The 15,165-nt window shown below is 68.3% G+C and carries 19 protein-coding genes; 13 read left to right on the top strand and 6 right to left on the bottom strand.

The window, feature by feature from the left end:
- Positions 1-3 precede the first annotated feature (3 nt).
- From ACFOSH_RS21320 to ACFOSH_RS21305, 4 genes are all read left to right on the top strand, one after another.
- Positions 4-399: a MerR family transcriptional regulator gene (locus tag ACFOSH_RS21320; protein ID WP_378240775.1), complete on the top strand. Its 396-nt coding sequence runs from the start codon at positions 4-6 to the stop codon at positions 397-399.
- Entirely contained in the window at positions 400-735 is a 336-nt protein-coding gene (gene trxA / locus ACFOSH_RS21315; protein ID WP_378240774.1) for a thioredoxin, read from the top strand.
- A 195-nt stretch (positions 736-930) separates the two neighbouring features.
- Positions 931-1,554, top strand: a complete 624-nt coding sequence (locus tag ACFOSH_RS21310) for a LysE family transporter (RefSeq protein WP_378240773.1) — start codon at positions 931-933, stop codon at positions 1,552-1,554.
- A gap of 51 nt (positions 1,555-1,605) precedes the next feature.
- Positions 1,606-2,040 carry a VOC family protein gene (locus ACFOSH_RS21305; protein ID WP_378240772.1) on the top strand — a complete coding sequence of 145 codons (435 nt, stop codon included), beginning with the start codon at positions 1,606-1,608 and terminating at the stop codon, positions 2,038-2,040.
- On the opposite strand, the gene ACFOSH_RS21300 is transcribed toward ACFOSH_RS21305, so the two are convergent.
- The 5 genes from ACFOSH_RS21300 to ACFOSH_RS21280 form a co-directional block, all read right to left on the bottom strand.
- On the bottom strand, positions 2,037-3,791 hold the full coding sequence (locus ACFOSH_RS21300; protein ID WP_378240771.1) for an alpha/beta hydrolase family protein: 1,755 nt from the start codon (positions 3,789-3,791) through the stop codon (positions 2,037-2,039). The two genes, ACFOSH_RS21305 and ACFOSH_RS21300, sit on opposite strands and share 4 nt — an antisense overlap.
- A gap of 4 nt (positions 3,792-3,795) precedes the next feature.
- Positions 3,796-4,236 carry an SRPBCC family protein gene (locus tag ACFOSH_RS21295; RefSeq protein ID WP_378240770.1) on the bottom strand — a complete coding sequence of 147 codons (441 nt, stop codon included), beginning with the start codon at positions 4,234-4,236 and terminating at the stop codon, positions 3,796-3,798.
- A complete protein-coding gene (locus ACFOSH_RS21290) occupies positions 4,233-4,550 on the bottom strand; it encodes an ArsR/SmtB family transcription factor (protein WP_378240864.1) in 318 nt (105 codons plus the stop codon). The genes ACFOSH_RS21295 and ACFOSH_RS21290 overlap by 4 nt, the downstream gene beginning before the upstream one ends.
- Positions 4,551-4,616: 66 nt before the next feature.
- Positions 4,617-5,288 carry a lysoplasmalogenase family protein gene (locus tag ACFOSH_RS21285; protein WP_378240769.1) on the bottom strand — a complete coding sequence of 224 codons (672 nt, stop codon included), beginning with the start codon at positions 5,286-5,288 and terminating at the stop codon, positions 4,617-4,619.
- 89 nt (positions 5,289-5,377) lie between these two features.
- Positions 5,378-6,388, bottom strand: coding sequence for a GlxA family transcriptional regulator (locus ACFOSH_RS21280; RefSeq protein ID WP_378240863.1), 1,011 nt, complete (start codon positions 6,386-6,388; stop codon positions 5,378-5,380).
- A 44-nt stretch (positions 6,389-6,432) separates the two neighbouring features.
- On the opposite strand from ACFOSH_RS21280, the gene ACFOSH_RS21275 reads away from it, so the two are divergent.
- The 9 genes from ACFOSH_RS21275 (at position 6,433) to ACFOSH_RS21235 (ending at position 13,726) form a co-directional block, all read left to right on the top strand.
- Positions 6,433-7,203 carry an NAD(P)H-dependent oxidoreductase gene (locus tag ACFOSH_RS21275; RefSeq protein ID WP_378240768.1) on the top strand — a complete coding sequence of 257 codons (771 nt, stop codon included), beginning with the start codon at positions 6,433-6,435 and terminating at the stop codon, positions 7,201-7,203.
- A 52-nt stretch (positions 7,204-7,255) separates the two neighbouring features.
- Positions 7,256-8,074, top strand: coding sequence for an SRPBCC family protein (locus ACFOSH_RS21270; protein ID WP_378240767.1), 819 nt, complete (start codon positions 7,256-7,258; stop codon positions 8,072-8,074).
- Between the two features lie 68 nt (positions 8,075-8,142).
- Complete coding sequence (locus ACFOSH_RS21265; RefSeq protein WP_378240766.1) at positions 8,143-9,294, top strand: sensor histidine kinase; 1,152 nt, start codon at positions 8,143-8,145, stop codon at positions 9,292-9,294.
- Complete coding sequence (locus tag ACFOSH_RS21260; RefSeq protein ID WP_378240765.1) at positions 9,291-9,953, top strand: response regulator; 663 nt, start codon at positions 9,291-9,293, stop codon at positions 9,951-9,953. The genes ACFOSH_RS21265 and ACFOSH_RS21260 overlap by 4 nt, the downstream gene beginning before the upstream one ends.
- Positions 9,954-10,199: 246 nt before the next feature.
- On the top strand, positions 10,200-11,837 hold the full coding sequence (locus ACFOSH_RS21255; protein ID WP_378240764.1) for an acyl-CoA carboxylase subunit beta: 1,638 nt from the start codon (positions 10,200-10,202) through the stop codon (positions 11,835-11,837).
- On the top strand, positions 11,834-12,052 hold the full coding sequence (locus ACFOSH_RS21250; protein ID WP_378240763.1) for an acyl-CoA carboxylase subunit epsilon: 219 nt from the start codon (positions 11,834-11,836) through the stop codon (positions 12,050-12,052). The genes ACFOSH_RS21255 and ACFOSH_RS21250 overlap by 4 nt, the downstream gene beginning before the upstream one ends.
- 119 nt (positions 12,053-12,171) lie before the next feature.
- Positions 12,172-13,005, top strand: a complete 834-nt coding sequence (locus tag ACFOSH_RS21245; protein ID WP_378240762.1) for a helix-turn-helix domain-containing protein — start codon at positions 12,172-12,174, stop codon at positions 13,003-13,005.
- 197 nt (positions 13,006-13,202) lie between these two features.
- Positions 13,203-13,409, top strand: a complete 207-nt coding sequence (locus ACFOSH_RS21240) for a DUF397 domain-containing protein (RefSeq protein WP_378240761.1) — start codon at positions 13,203-13,205, stop codon at positions 13,407-13,409.
- Positions 13,406-13,726, top strand: a complete 321-nt coding sequence (locus ACFOSH_RS21235) for a hypothetical protein (protein WP_378240760.1) — start codon at positions 13,406-13,408, stop codon at positions 13,724-13,726. The genes ACFOSH_RS21240 and ACFOSH_RS21235 overlap by 4 nt, the downstream gene beginning before the upstream one ends.
- Here the strand turns inward: ACFOSH_RS21235 and ACFOSH_RS21230 are convergent.
- The gene (locus ACFOSH_RS21230) at positions 13,723-15,102 is read right to left on the bottom strand and encodes a serine hydrolase domain-containing protein (RefSeq protein ID WP_378240759.1); all 1,380 of its coding nucleotides are present in this window, start codon (positions 15,100-15,102) and stop codon (positions 13,723-13,725) included. The genes ACFOSH_RS21235 and ACFOSH_RS21230 overlap by 4 nt on opposite strands.
- Positions 15,103-15,165: the final 63 nt, after the last annotated feature.

The following is a 15,165-nucleotide window of genomic DNA, read 5'->3' as shown; positions in this document are numbered from 1 at the left end:
ACCATGCGGATCGGCGAACTCGCCGCGCGTACCGGGACCACCACGCGCGCGCTGCGTTTCTATGAGTCACAAGGGCTTCTCGACGCACGGCGCGCGTCGAACGGGTACCGCGAGTACGACGAGGACGACTATCGCCTGGTGAACGAGATCCTGACCCTGCAAGCGGTCGGGCTCAGCCTCGAAGACACCCGGCCGTTCGTCGAATGCCTGCGCGCCGGTCACGAGACCGGCGACTCGTGCGCCGATTCGATCGAGGTCTACCAACGCAAACTCGCCGAGGTGGACGCCTGTCTGGCCAGGCTCAACGACGCCCGGGACAGCCTGCTGGCCAAGTTGGCGGGCGCGTTGAAAACGCCGCCGGGGCCGTGCGTCGTCGTGCCGCGAAACGAGGAGGCCTGAATGTCCCTTTCCGTCGTCACCGACGAAACCTTCCAAGAACTCGTCCTGGACCAGGACAAACCCGTCCTGGTGGACTTCTGGGCGCAATGGTGCCCGCCTTGCCACATGATCACGCCGGTGCTCGCCGAGATCGCCGAAGAACGTGCCGACGCGTTGATCATCCGCAAGCTCAACTCCGATGAGAACCCGCTCACCGCAAGGAACTACCAGGTGATGTCCCTGCCTACGCTGATCCTGTTCCGGGGCGGAAGTCCTGTTTGGACGACCGTCGGGGCGCGGCCGAAGGCGCGGCTGCTGGCCGACCTGGACGCCGTTCTGGAGACGGCCCGCGTCTGACGCCTCGTGAGTGGCAGGACGGTTCTAACCGTTCCTGCCACTCATGAGGTTAATTGTGTTGCGCGCGAGGCCGTTCGTTCGCATCCTTCTGCACATGACTTCGACCCGAACCTTCCTGCCGTCGCCCTCCGTCGTCCGACGGGCGCGGACGAAGCAGCAGACCGGGTCCTGGCGGAGGCCGACTCCAGTCCGACCGTGAGCGCCGCGCTCGTCGCGGGCCTGCTCGCCGGCTATGGCATCGCCATCCCGGTGGGCGCGGTCGGGACCTATCTCGTCGTGCTGACGGCACGGTCAGGGCTCAAGATCGGCGCGTACGCCGCGCTGGGCATCGCCACGGCCGACGGGCTCTACGCCCTGATCGCGGTCCTCGGCGGCAGCAAACTCGTCTCGGTCATCCAGCCGATCGCCGGGCCGCTGCGCTGGATTTCGGTCGCGGTACTGCTCGGGATGGCCGTCCACATCGGAATCACCGGGGTCCGGACCTACCGTGAAACCACGAAAGCCGAGGTGAGCGAGCCCGCCACGATCGGACCGGTGAAGGCTTATGTGAGCCTGCTCGGGATCACCCTGCTGAACCCGATGACGGTGGTCTACTTCGCCGCCCTCGTGCTCGGCAGCGAGGACATGGCCGCCGCGACCTCGGCGGAACACGTGGTCTTCGTGCTCGCGGCGGTCGCGGCCTCGGCCAGCTGGCAACTGTTCCTCGCGGGCGGCGGGGCCGTACTGGGCAAGGCGTTGACCGGACGTCGCGGACGGCTGGCGACAGCGCTGGCGTCCAGCGTGCTCATCGCCGTGCTCGGCATCAAACTCGTCTGGTGATGCCGAGCATCGAGGACAGTGGTTGTCCGCATCCCTTGCCAGGCTGTGCCCATGACCGAAACCCAGGAACGCCCCGCCTCCCTCCATTCCTACCTCGCCTACCGCAACGCCGCGAAGGCGCTTCGGTGGCTCGAACGCGCCTTCGGTTTCGAGACCGTCACGGAATTCCCTGACGACAAGGGCCTGATCCTGCATTCGGAACTGCGGCTCGGCGGGGCCTCCATCATCGTGTTCAGCGCGGAGGACGACTACGACCGCGCGACCCGCAAGGGGGAAACGGTCGGCCACGGCCTCTACGTCAGCCTTCCGACGCAGGAGGCCGTGGACGCCGTTTTCGCTTCCGCCATCGAAGCCGGCGCGACAACGGTCTGGAAGCCCGAGAACACCGAATGGGGCAACTACCGCTGCCGCATCGACGATCTCGAAGGCTACGAATGGACCTTCGGCACGCACATCCCCGGAGTGCCTCAGACCGACTGGAGCTAAAGCAGGCGCGCGAACCACTCGTGCATGCGGCGAAGCAGATCCAGCTGGTTTTCCCGCTTGCGTAACGAATGCCCTTCGCCGGGATAGACGACGAAGTCGTGTTCGACGCCGAAGTGCCGTAGCGCGCGATGGAAGTATTCCGCCTGGGACAACGGGACGTTCGTGTCGTCCGCGCCGTGCGCGATCAGCACTGGGGTCTCGATCTTCGACGCGTAGAAGATCGGGCTCAGCCGGTCGTGCCGGTGCGGGCCTTCCCCTTCCCAGCCGGTACTTCCGCCGAGCAGGGCATCGTAAGGACCGAATTCGCCGGTCCCGGCGAGCATCCCCCAGTCGCAGATCCCGGCCACCATCAGGGCCGCCTTGAACCGGCTGGTCTGCCCGACCGCCCAGGCCGTCATGAAACCGCCGTGACTCCCGCCCATGATCCCCAGCCGGTCCGGATCGGCGACCCCTTCGGCGACGAGGAGGTCGATCCCGGTCTCGATGTCCCTCCATTCTTCGAGGCCGACACGTCCGGCGACCGAAGCGGCGAACTCATGGCCATGGCCTTGTCCCCCACGGGGATTCGGCAGGAAGACGGCGTGTCCCGCCGACGCCGGCCATTGCGCGGACGGGAACCAGGCGAGCCGGAACCCGTCCGCGTGCCGGTCGTACGGTCCGCCGTGCGGGATCGTGATCAGGGAGAAGGGTCCGTCCTCCCGCGTCTTACCCGGCGGCAGGACGAGCAAGCCGTCCAGAGCGAGGCCATCGAAAGCCTTGTAGGACAAGCGTTCCTGCGACCCCCAGGTGATCCCGGCGAACTCCGGCACCAGGTCACCGACGCGCGTCAAAGCTCCGCCCACAGGTCCGCTGTGGATATTCTTCGGCTGATGGGCGGTGCTCAGCACGATGGCCACGATCTCGCCGTTCGAAGCGATCGCATCCGCTTGACCGCGCCAGAACGACACTTCGCCGGAACCGAGCCGATGAAGGGCGGTGTCGAGCCCGTCGGCGACGAGCATCAGCGGAGCGCCGGAATCGACTTGCGCGAGCCTGAGCGGGCAAGCCGATTCCGGTGCCAGGTTCCGGTGCTCCCCCGTTTCCACAGGAACGTCGAAGACCGCCCGGCCACCCACCTTCTCCGGCGTCGCGAGATACGCGACGTGCCAGCTGTCGCCATCACGCCACCAGACCGGGCTCTCGGCCTCGAACGAGGTCTTCCCGAGCTCCCGCCGTTCCCCGGTTTCCAGGTCCAGCACGGAAAGCCGGGGTTCGAGGCCGCCGGGATCGATCTCGGGCGTCGACCAGGTGATGACGGCGACCGCCTTGTCGTCCTGACGACCGGCGACCCCGACCACGTGGTCTTCGATCAGTGTGGTGATCTCGCCGGTCTTCGGGTCGAAGCTCCGCAGCCGCGCCGGGCGGAGGCCTTCGCTCCAGACCCAGATGTCCGCGACCGGCGTCTCGTCCTCGGCGATGAACACGATCCGGTCGCGCATCGGGACGAACTCGGTGATCTCGCTCCCCCAGGCGAACAGCGACCCGTCCACCGTGTGGACCTGGCCGTCCCGCAGGAAGTAGAGGGATTCCGACGACCATTTCGGCGAGGTGCCCTCGGCCAGCTTCCGGGGCTCTCCACCGCTGTCCGCGAGCCAGATCTCGGGGATGCCTTTGGTGACGGTCTCGACCTGGTAAGCGATCCGGAGTCCATCCGGGGACAGCGCGGGTTCCGACGGGACATGGTGGTCGACGATCAGCTCGGCGGTCAGCATGCCTTCATACTGCCGAAAAAACCTTCCCCAGGTTGTCGAGCCAGGTTCCGGTGCCCTGCTCCCGCCAGCTCGGTTCTTCGTGTCCGTCGAGGAAGGTGCCCTGCTCGATCAGTGTCAGCCGGGTTCCGTCGCCTTCGGCTTCGAGCAGCACCGTCGTGACCGACACGGTCGCGAGGACCTCGTTCGCGGAAAGGGTCCCCGAGTAGACGATCCGCTCGTTTTCGGCGATGTCCTCGTAGTGCGCGTCGAAGACCATTCCCTTCCCGTCGTCGGGAGGACCGGTGGTGACCTCGCGGCCGCCGACGCGGAAGTCCAGGGTGTGCCCGCCGCCGGGCACGGTGAACCAACCGGCTTTCGCGGCGGGGTCGGACCAAGCCGCGAAGACGCGCTCCGGCGACACGGGGTAGACGCGTTCGAGGGTGAAAGTGGCGTGTTTGACGGTCATGACCGTTTCCCTTCGTCGGAATCCAGAAAGCCACCAAGGCGGTCGAGCCGGTGTTCCCAGCCGGTGCGCTGCCCGCCGAGCCAGTCCTCGGCCATCCGCAGGCCGTCCGGTTCGAGGTGGCAGGTGCGGACACGCCCCGCCTTCTCCGACCGGACGAGCCCACTGGCCTCCAGCACCTGAAGGTGCTGCATCACGGCGGGCAGCGACATCGACAACGGCTGCGCGAGCTCCCCCACCGAGGCGGGTCCCCGGGTGAGGCGCTCGATCATTTCGCGGCGCGTCCCGTCGGAAAGCGCCTTGAACACCTGGTCCATCCGTTGGTTAGGCACATGCTTAACTATCCGCCCACGCCGAGCGATAGTCAAGTAGATGCTTAACTTTCAGTCTTCCGCGGTCATACCCTCGACGAGCAGCCACTGCGAAGCGAGGTAGGACGTCAGCACGAAGGTCTCGAGGTTGGCCCGCACCCGCTCGCTGGTGACGAAGTTGCGGCGGATCAAGATCGCCAGATCCGACGCGGAGAACAGCAGCGCGCCGGCGGCGATCCAGGTCCGGCGGTCACCCGACGGGACCACCATGCCGCCCGAGACCTTGGCCTTCGGCGCCAAGACCGGGTCGGCCGCGAGGGTCGACGTCGTGCTCAGCAGGCCGCCATAGACCGAAAGCACCGAGGACACTGGAGACGGCTTCGGCAGCGCCATCGCGACGGCGGCCGCCGCCCACGCCCCGAGCCGGGGCGGCGCTGTCGCGGCGCGCGGGCGAGCGCCGCGGCGCCACAGCAGCGCGGAGTACAGCACCTGCATCACGCCGAACGACGTCGCGCCTTTGATCAGCTCGCCGTCCTCGTCGGACCTGCCCATGAAGTGGTCGCCCGCCCCCGCCGCGACCAAGGCGGCGACGAGCAGGCCCTTCTCCCCCGGCGCGAGCCCTCTCGCCCGCGCGACCCGGGCGGCGAGCGCCGGGACCGCAGCCGGTTTGGCCACCAGCCGCACCTTCCGGTTGCCCGTCCTGGCGGCGTACACGGTGCCGATCGCGGCTGCGCCGAACAGCACGCGCTCAGCGATTTTAAGGGCCTTCACTAACCCACCTCCGGAACTTATTTCTGGGTAAGTTACCAGGCGGTCAGCACTCTCGGCGTCCTCTAAACGGCCTCACGGAAGGTGTTCCGGTACGCGCTCGGCGAGACCCCCAGCGCGGCCTGCAGGTGCTGGCGCAGCGACGCGGCGGTCCCGAAACCCGCGTCGGCGGCGACCCTGTCCACCGGCAGATCGGTCTCTTCGAGCAGCTGGCGGGCCCGTTCGATCCGCTGCTGGGTCAGCCACTGCAGCGCCGAGATCCCGACTTCGTCGCGGAACCGCCGGGTGAACGTCCTCGTGCTCATCGCCTCTTTCGCGGCGAGTTCACGCAAGGTCAGCGGCCTGTCGAGGTTCTCCAGCGCCCAGGTCCGCGCGGCCGCCGTCGACGAGGACTGCGGTTCCGGCACCGGACGCCGGATGAACTGCGCCTGCCCGCCCTCGCGATGCGGCGAGACCACCGTTCCGCGCGCGACCTCGTTCGCGACGGCGGCACCGTGATCGCAGCGGATCATGTGCAGGCAGAGGTCGATCCCGGACGCGACGCCCGCCGCGGTCAGGACGTTGCCGTCGTCGGTGTAGAGCACGTTGGGATCGAGGGCGACCTTCGGGAACTTCGCCTGGAAGTCGAGCGCCGAACGCCAGTGCGTGGTCGCCTTCCGGCCGTCGAGCAGGCCGGCGGCGGCGAGCACGAAAGCACCCGTGCAGATCGACGCGATCCGGGCGTCCGGCCGGATCAGCTCCAGCGCCCTGGCGAGCGGTTCGGTGAGGTCCTGCCCCGTCGGCTCGTATTCGGTGGACGACGCCGGGATGACGACGGTGTCGGCCTCGGCCAGCACCTCCGGCCCTCGCGCGACCGAGATGACGACGTCGGCGTCGGTCCGGATCTGCCCTGGTTCCGGCGTGCAGGTGACGACCTCGTAGAGCGGCTCGCCGCCGGCCGACTTGGCCGTGCCGAACAGCCTGGTGACGATGCCCAGCTCCATCACCAGCATTCCGTGGCGGACCAGCACGGCGACCCGATGGCGGCCGGGATGCACGAAAGAGCCCATGGCTTGATTCTTGCACATGTTGGCCATCGGGCCACTCGCGCCGAACCGTGCGGCCAAGCGACGGTGAGGACATGAACGTGCTGTGGATCTTCGCCCATCCGGAACCCCGTTCCCTCGGCGGCTCGCTGCGCGATGAGGGAGTGCGCACCCTCCGCGCGCAGGGCGCCGAAGTCCGGGAATCCGACCTGTACGCGATGAAGTGGAACCCCGTCGTCGACGCCGACGACTTCGGCTCGGCCGCCGAAAGCGACCGGCTGATCGTCGGTTCGACGTCGAAGAACGCTTTCAAGTCCGGCGAGCTCAGCGCCGATATCCGCGCCGAGCACGACAAACTGACCTGGGCGGACACCGTGGTCTTCCAGTTCCCGCTGTGGTGGTACGGAATGCCCGCCATCCTCAAGGGCTGGTTCGACCGCGTCTTCGTCAAGGGTTTCGCCTACGGCGTCCAGCGTCCCGACGGCCGGACAGCGCGCTACGGCGAAGGGGCGCTGGCCGGGAAACGCGCCATGGTCGTGCTGACCGCGGGTGCGCCGGAGGCCACGATCGGACCGCGCGGCGTCAACGGCGAGATCGACGACCTGTTGTTCCCGCTACAGCACGGAACCCTGTGGTACGCGGGAATGTCCGTCCTGCCCCCGCTGACGGTCTGCGGCGCCGACCGCGTTTCCCCCGACCAGTACGACGCGGCCGCCGAAGCACTGCGAGAACGCCTGCGGACACTGTCCACCCGCGACCCGATCCCGTTCCGCAGCCAGAACGGCGGCGACTACGACGACGCACTGATCCTGCGCGACGCGTTCGCGCCCGGCCGGCGCGGAAACGACGTCCACCTCGACGTTTGACCCAGTATTCCTATGCGGTTATATTCCCCTGACGGCACATTAGGAGGTAACCGTGATCGCTCGCGCCCGGTTGGAAACCGTCGAAGAACGGCCCGCGCTGCGGATCGAACGTCGTCTCGCGCACAGTCCTGAGCGCGTCTGGCGGGCGGTCACCGAGCCCTCGGAGCTCGCGAAATGGTTCCCCGCGGCGATCACCGTCGACCTGCGGCCGGGTGGGGTCATCGAGTTCACCTTCGAAGGCGAAGAGGCCCCGACAGCGGGCAAGGTCCTCGAAGCCGACGAACCGCGCGTGTTCGCCTTCAGCTGGAACGACGACGTGCTGCGCTGGGAGATCACCCCGGACGGTGACGGCAGCCGCCTGCTGTTCACGCATACGTTCGGCCGCGGCGAACCCGCCATCGCCAGGATCGCGGCGGGCCGCACGGCCGCCGGATGGGACAGCTGCCTCGTCGCGCTCACCGCCCTGCTCGACGGCGAAGAACACGAGCCGCCCCGGGACTGGGCCGGCCCCATCGAGGCCTACGTCGAGGAGTTCGGGCTCGCGGACGGCGAAGTCCTGGAAACCGGCGACGGCAAGGTGATCCGCTTCCGCCGCGACCTGATCTGGAAACCCCTCGATGAGCTCTGGGCCCTGCTCGCCGCCGAAAAGCCCGCGGGCACGATCATCCGCGAAGAACCCCCACGGCTGCTGGAGTTCTCGCTGCCGGAGGGCGGCGTCGTCCGCTGGGAGTTCACCCACTCCGAACTCGACGGCACCATGGTCGAGCTGACCCGAACCGTCCCGGACGGACAGGACGACGTCGTGCCCGAGGCGCTGCGAAGCTGGCGAGAGAAGCTGAAGGAGTTCTTCGCGGCGGCTCACGGAAGCTGATCTCCACCCAGGGGATGACGTCCACCGGATGGACGCGGAGACCGCGTCCATCCGGCTAGGTTTCGCGTATGAAACAACCGTCGGGGCTCTCCCGCCGCGTCGCGAACACGATCGACGCGCTGCTCGCGCTGGTGCTCGTCGTGGCCGTCGGCGGGAACCTCGGCGCGGGGACCTGGACGTTCCTCGTCGCCATCCCGATGTGGCTCGCCTGGGCCACGGTCGCCGCCAGCGGTATCGCGATCGCGCTGCGCCGTCACCGGCCCATGATCTCCTACGGCCTCGGCCTCGGCAGCCTGGTCCCGGCCCTGATCGCCGGCAACGGGCTGGGCCCGGCCGCGCTCCTGGCCACCGGATGCGCCCTGTACACCGTGGCGCTGGAACACCCCCGGGCCCGTTCGCTGATCGCGATGGGCCTCGGCCTGGTCGTCGTCATGATCTTCGAACTCCTGCGGCTCGGGCCGAACACGATCGCGTCGACCGCCTTCGCGGGTGGCGGGGTGGCGGGCTCGTGGGCGCTGGGCTGGATGACGCGGCAGCGGCGCACGAACCTCGCCCAACTCGCCGAAACCCAGGCCGACCAGGCCGTTTCCGACGAACGGCTGCGCATCGCCCGCGAAATGCACGACGTCGTCGCGCACAGCATGAGCCTGATCGCGGTCAAAGCGGCCGTCGGCAACCACGTCGCGCGGGAACAACCCGAAGAAGCGCGCGAAGCGCTGCGGGTCATCGAACTCACCAGCCGCGAAACCCTCGTCGAACTGCGGCGGATGCTCGGCGTCTTGCGCTCCGGCGACGGCACGCCCGAGGCCGCGCTCGGCCCCGCGCCGAAACTCGCCGACCTGCGGACCCTGGCCGAACGCGCCGGACAGGCCGGGGTGCGGGTCGAGCTGACCGGGGAGCTGATCGACGACCTGCCGGAAGGTGTCGCGCTTTCGGTCTACCGCATCACGCAGGAGGCGGTGACCAACGTCGTGAAGCACGCGGGGCCGTCGGCCTGCCGGATCACGATCACCGAAGACCCGGGCGAAGTCAGCGTCGAGATCGTCGACGACGGCCGCGGCGAAGGCTCGCCCGCGACGGTCGGCGGCCACGGTTTGATCGGCATGCGCGAACGCGTCGCGGTCTACGGTGGTGACTTCGAAGCGGGCCCGCTGCCCGCCGGGGGGTTCCGGGTGTACGCGCGACTGCCGTACGCCGCCAAGGAGATGGGGACACGATGATCCGCGTACTGATCGCCGACGACCAGGCGTTGCTGCGCGGCAGCTTCCGCGTGCTCGTCGACAGCGCGCCGGACCTCGAGGTCGTCGGGGAAGCGGGCGACGGCGCGGAAGCGGCGGAACTGGCCGAGAAGGAACGCCCCGACGTCGTGCTGATGGACGTCCGCATGCCGGAACTGGACGGGATCGAGGCGACCCGGCGGATCTGCTCGTCGGCCGCCACCGAAGGCGTCCACGTGCTGATGCTGACGACTTTCGACCTCGACGCCTACGTCTACTCGGCGCTGCGCGCGGGGGCGAGCGGATTCCTGCTGAAGGACACCCCGCCCGCCGAGCTGCTGACCGCGATCCGGGTCGTCGCGGGGGGCGAAGGACTGCTCGCCCCTTCGATCACGCGAAGGCTCATCGCCGAGTTCGCCCGCCTTCCCGAACCAGGCCAGCGCGTCGCGGCCTCGCTCGACAACATCACCACACGCGAGCGGGAGGTCCTGGGCCTGATCGCGCGCGGCCTGTCGAACGACGAGATCGCCGGGACACTGCACCTCGGGCTGGCGACGGTGAAGACGCACATCGGCCATCTCCTGCACAAACTCGCGGCACGGGACCGGGCGCAGCTCGTGATCGCGGCGTACGAATCCGGCCTGGTCCGCGCCTCCGTCTAGCCCTATGTCCGACCGGTGGGTCCAGGGCGCGGCACCCTGGTCGCCGCTGCGCATGAAACGAACGTGGCGAACGCGAGGGTAGTGAAGGAGCCCTTCACTACCCTCAGAGTAGGCAAGGAGGCCTTCACGGACCGACCCTGCGAGCAACCGCACCCCGCCATCCAGGCTGGTACACGCTTCCCCCTGGCGCAGGACGTTGCCTACGCCACACGCGAAGTGACCGTCGAGTAGCTAGGCTGCGGATTCATGAGCAGTGCGACGGAGCCGCTCGGGACGCCGCCCGAGAACGAACCGGACATCCACACCACGGCCGGCAAGCTGGCCGACCTGTACCGCCGGTACGACGAGGCGGTGCACGCGGGTTCCGCGAGGGCGGTGGAGAAACAGCACGCCAAGGGCAAGAAGACCGCTCGTGAGCGGATCGACCTGCTCCTGGACGAAGGCTCGTTCGTCGAACTCGACGAGCTGGCGAAGCACCGCTCGGTCAACTTCGGCCAGGAGAAGAACCGGCCTTACGGCGACGGCGTCGTCACCGGCTACGGCACCGTCGACGGCCGCCCGGTGTGCGTGTTCAGCCAGGACGTCACCGTCTTCGGCGGCTCGCTCGGCGAGGTGTACGGCGAGAAGATCGTCAAGGTGATGGACCTGGCGATCAAGACCGGCCGCCCGATCATCGGCATCAACGAGGGCGGCGGCGCGCGGATCCAGGAAGGCGTCGTCTCGCTCGGCCTGTACGGCGAGATCTTCAACCGCAACGTCAAGGCGTCCGGCGTCATCCCGCAGATCTCGCTGATCATGGGCGCCAACGCGGGCGGGCACGTCTACTCCCCCGCGCTGACCGACTTCGTGGTGATGGTCGACAAGACCTCCCACATGTTCATCACCGGCCCCGACGTCGTGAAGACCGTGACCGGCGAAGAGGTCTCCTTCGAGGAACTCGGCGGCGGGCGCACGCACAACACCCGTTCGGGTGTCGCGCACTACCTCGGTTCCGACGACGAGGACGCCATCGCCTACGTCAAGGAACTGCTCTCGTTCCTCCCGGCGAACAACCTGTCCGAGGCGCCGCTGTTCGAGACCGACGCGGCGCCGGGCGGGTTCTTCGACGATGTGACCGAGACCGATCGCGAGCTCGACACGCTGATCCCGGACTCGCCGAACCAGCCGTACGACATGCACGAGGTCATCAACCGCGTCGTCGACGACGGCGACTTCCTCGAGGTGCACGAACTGTTCGCGCCCAACATCCTGGTCGGTTTCGGCCGGGTGGACGGGCGCAGCGTCGGCATCGTGGCGAACCAGCCGACGCAGTTCGCCGGCTGCCTCGACATCGACGCGTCCGAGAAGGCCGCGCGGTTCGTGCGCACCTGCGACGCGTTCAACATCCCCGTGCTGACCTTCGTCGACGTCCCTGGCTTCCTGCCCGGCACCGACCAGGAGTGGAACGGCATCATCCGGCGCGGCGCGAAGCTGATCTACGCCTACGCCGAAGCGACCGTCCCGCTCGTCACCGTCATCACCCGCAAGGCGTACGGCGGCGCGTACGACGTCATGGGGTCGAAGCATCTCGGCGCGGACGTCAACCTGGCGTGGCCGACAGCGCAGGTCGCGGTCATGGGCGCGCAGGGCGCGGCGAACATCGTGCACCGCAAGACGCTCGCCGCGGCCGCCGCCGACGGCAAGGACGTCGACGCGCTGCGGGCCGAGCTGATCCAGGAGTACGAGGACACGCTCCTGAACCCGTACGCGGCGGCGGAGCGTGGTTACGTCGACTCGGTCATCGTGCCCGCGCACACCCGCGGCCACATCACGAAGGCGCTCTCGCTGCTCCAGGGCAAACGAGAGACGCTTCCGCCCAAGAAGCACGGGAACATCCCGCTGTGAACGCGCCCGAAACCCCGCTCCTGCGGGTCCTCAAGGGCGATCCGAGCGACGTCGAACTCGCCGCGCTGACGGCCGTCGTCGCGGCGGCGGCGAGCGCCAAGGCGCCGGAAGCGGCGCCGAAACGGGATTCGTGGTGGGCGGACAAGGCCTCGCTCGTGCGGGCCCCGCTCGCTCCCGGCGAAGGCGCCTGGCGGGCTTCGGCGCTTCCTCGCTGAAGCGGCTCCCGGCGAACAGCGCGGATCGGGCCTCCGCGGGCTATCGTGACAGACCTGGCAGTCCGGCTCGCCCGGTTTGCCAGGTCTTCGGTATCCGCGATCGCCCCAGAAAGCCGTGCGTGACGAACCAAGACCATCTTTCTGCCGAACTGCGCCGTCTGCGCAAGGCCGCCGGGTTGTCCGGAACCGAGGCGGCGAGGCTCACGAGCCTCAGTCAATCGAAGGTCTCGCGGGTCGAGACCGGCGCGTTCATGCCGACCGAGGACCAGGTCGTCGCCCTGTGCCGAGCCTACGGCGCGCCCGCGAAGATCCGGCGCGAACTGGTCTCGATCACGCGGGACCTCCGCGAAGAGGCGTCGTCCGCCCGTGTCGTCTTCCAGCGCGGTGCCTGGCGGATGCAGCAACGCATCGGCAAGATCGAGACGGCGTCCGCCCGCATCCGGAGCTTTCAGCCGACCATCGTGCTCGGCCTGCTCCAGACCCGCGCGTACGTCACCGCGCTGTTCGGCGATTCCCTGCCGGGCGGCGAACGCGACCAGACGGTCGACGCCCGGCTGGAGCGCCAGCGGATCCTCGATTCGGACCGCGAGTTCCACTTCGTGCTGACCGAAGGCGCCCTGCGCTGGAACATGGGCGGGGCGGCGACCATGCAGGCCCAGCTCGGGCATCTCATCGACCTGTCGTGCCGCGGCCGGGTGCGGCTGGGCGTGATCCCGTGGACCACACCGGTTTCGGTCCCCGTTCTCCACGGTTTCGACATCTACGACTCGCGCGCCGTGCTCCTCGGGACGCAGACGGCCACGGCGCTCGTCACGGACGAGCGGGAAGTCGCCGACTACGAAAAGAACTTCGCCGAAGTCGAGCGCTACGCCACTTACGACGACATCGCCTGTTCACATCTGACGCGGATCGCGGCCGACTACCGACAGCTCGCGGTCGAACCACTTCGGTGACCAAAGACCCTTTTTGCTATGCACCCTGAGGGTGCATCGTGAGTAAAGCGGCTGTCGGTGAAGGTCCCTTTTCGTGCGCCGAACGCGATTTCCGGAGCCGCTCACCGACCAGTGGGGACAGATCACCCGATCTCGCCAACCTTGCCGCGGCGCAACCCGTCTACTTGCCGAAACAGTCACTGGGGAAAGGCCCTCCTATGACCACCTGGCACGAACGCCTGACCGACTGGCACAAGTCCACCTACACGCACTGGGAAGAGAACGCCTGCGTCGAGATCGGCGGCGCACCCGGCGTGGTCGGCATCCGGGACACCAAGCAGTGGGCGTTACCGGACAAGACCCGCCCGATCCTGGTGCTCCCGGCCGCGTCCTTCGCCGCGCTCCTCGACCACCTCGGTCGATGAACGACGTCGCCGAGCCGTACATGGTCCACCATCCACGGGAGATGGCGGGCCAGCTGATCAACGGCAACTGGATCGTCGCGCGGTGGGAGCACCTCGGCGAGGACGAGGACCTGGACCACTGGACCGCCGTCCTGCGCGAGTACTGCGAAGAGTTCGACGTCGATCCCTACGTCATCAACATCCCGCGGAAGAGCCTGACGATCGTCTTCAACGGCGCGCTCCCCGCGCCGACGTTCGAACAGCTGGAGAATTCGATAGCGGCCATCGAGTACCACCGCTTCCTCGACCGCGAAATCGGGCCGAGACGCCTGAATTAGGCGATTTTGGGAGCGGCGCGCATCCCGATGTAGACGCAGTCCGTTCCGGTCGAAAGCGTCGAGAACACCACGGGCATCCAGTCCTCGCTGAACGACGGTCCGGCCCCTGAAGCGGCGAAAACCGTGTCCGTGACGGGCTGCAGGTCCATTTCCAGCGGCGGCGAAAAGTCCTTCATGCCGTCGACGAATTCGTAAACCAGCTTCCGGTCTTCGGTCACCGTGATGATCACGCCTTCACGCCGGTAGACACCCGCGAACCGGGCCAGGTCCACGACCGGCGGTTCGGTGGGCGGCGCGAAGGCCCCGGGAATCCGGACATCGGCGAGCTCGCCGAGCAGTTCCCGGACCAAGGCCGCGTAGAGCTGCCGGGCGCCGCCGCCGTTCGTCACCAGTGCGACGGCGACGCCCGCCGACGGGACCACCCGCAAGTAGGCGTACTGCCCGATGGCCGCGCCGTCATGGCCGAATCCGGGCGTGCCGTCCCAGTCGTAAAGCGTCCAGCCGAGCCCCCAGCCGTCCGCGCTGACCGTCCACTTGTCGGGGACGTCGGTTTCCCGGCGTTGCATCGCCTCGACCGTTTCCGGCGCCAGAACACGGGTGCCGTCCGGCGCCAGCCCTCCGTCGAGATGCATCCGGGCGAGCCGGACGACGTCACCGGCGGAGGCGATGACCCGCGCGCCCGGACCCGCCGACCGCGGCATCAGGTCCCAGGCGGGCGCGGGCTCGGGATCCTGCCCCGGGTCGCCGAGGTGACTCATCGCCGCGCGGAAACTCAGCGCCTCTTCGGGCAGGGTCATCGACTGCTTCAGCCCGAGCGGCGCGAAGACCAGGTCTTTCAGCGCCTGATCCCAGGTCAGCCCGGTCAGCACCTCGGCGATCCGGCCGAGCACCTGGTAGCCGACGCTGCTGTAGGAGACCGCGGTTCCCGGCGGGCAGTCCATCGCGATCCCCTTGCTCGCCTCGACGAAGCGGGCGATGCAGTCGTCACCCCGGCCGGTGTCGAGGGTGAAGTCGCAGGTCAGGCCGCTGGTGTGGCTCAGCAGCTGCCGGACGGTGATCGCCGCGGTCGCCTCGGGATCGATCGTCTCGAAGTCCGGCAGCACCTCGACGACCGGCGCGTCGAGGTCCAGTACGCCAGTTTCGGCCAGCCGCATGATGAGGGTGGCGGTGTGGATCTTGGCGATCGAACCGAGCTGGAACACCGAATCGGTGGTCGTCTCGACGCCGGTGCCGCGGTGCAGGACACCGCTCGCGAGCTCGTGGATCTCGCCGCCGGTCAGCACGGCGAGCGCGGCGCCAGGGACGTGATGGGCGGCGCGAAGCTCGTCCAGCCTGGCCTGCCAGCGGCCGGCGTCCCAGTTCACGGCGTTCGTCATGATCTCTCCCCTTCGTTCGCGAGTACATCGTTCTCGTCTTGCGCACACTGTACGCACAAGCGA

It is taken from the genome of Amycolatopsis speibonae (assembly GCF_042647925.1).
Lineage (GTDB): Bacteria > Actinomycetota > Actinomycetes > Mycobacteriales > Pseudonocardiaceae > Amycolatopsis > Amycolatopsis speibonae.
Note: the sequence above shows the minus strand (reverse complement) of the source record. Positions and strands in the feature narration are given on the sequence as shown.

Bases quoted from the DNA above. Each gene is read 5' to 3' on its own strand.
- ACFOSH_RS21320 (WP_378240775.1), top strand. From the start codon at position 4: ATGCGGATCGGCGAACTCGCCGCGCGTACCGGGACCACCACGCGCGCG.
- trxA (WP_378240774.1), top strand. From the start codon at position 400: ATGTCCCTTTCCGTCGTCACCGACGAAACCTTCCAAGAACTCGTCCTG.
- ACFOSH_RS21305 (WP_378240772.1), top strand. From the start codon at position 1,606: ATGACCGAAACCCAGGAACGCCCCGCCTCCCTCCATTCCTACCTCGCC.
- ACFOSH_RS21300 (WP_378240771.1), bottom strand. From the start codon at position 3,791: ATGCTGACCGCCGAGCTGATCGTCGACCACCATGTCCCGTCGGAACCC.
- ACFOSH_RS21295 (WP_378240770.1), bottom strand. From the start codon at position 4,236: ATGACCGTCAAACACGCCACTTTCACCCTCGAACGCGTCTACCCCGTG.
- ACFOSH_RS21290 (WP_378240864.1), bottom strand. From the start codon at position 4,550: ATGGACCAGGTGTTCAAGGCGCTTTCCGACGGGACGCGCCGCGAAATG.
- ACFOSH_RS21280 (WP_378240863.1), bottom strand. From the start codon at position 6,388: ATGGCCAACATGTGCAAGAATCAAGCCATGGGCTCTTTCGTGCATCCC.
- ACFOSH_RS21275 (WP_378240768.1), top strand. From the start codon at position 6,433: ATGAACGTGCTGTGGATCTTCGCCCATCCGGAACCCCGTTCCCTCGGC.
- ACFOSH_RS21265 (WP_378240766.1), top strand. From the start codon at position 8,143: ATGAAACAACCGTCGGGGCTCTCCCGCCGCGTCGCGAACACGATCGAC.
- ACFOSH_RS21260 (WP_378240765.1), top strand. From the start codon at position 9,291: ATGATCCGCGTACTGATCGCCGACGACCAGGCGTTGCTGCGCGGCAGC.
- ACFOSH_RS21255 (WP_378240764.1), top strand. From the start codon at position 10,200: ATGAGCAGTGCGACGGAGCCGCTCGGGACGCCGCCCGAGAACGAACCG.
- ACFOSH_RS21240 (WP_378240761.1), top strand. From the start codon at position 13,203: ATGACCACCTGGCACGAACGCCTGACCGACTGGCACAAGTCCACCTAC.
- ACFOSH_RS21235 (WP_378240760.1), top strand. From the start codon at position 13,406: ATGAACGACGTCGCCGAGCCGTACATGGTCCACCATCCACGGGAGATG.
- ACFOSH_RS21230 (WP_378240759.1), bottom strand. From the start codon at position 15,102: ATGACGAACGCCGTGAACTGGGACGCCGGCCGCTGGCAGGCCAGGCTG.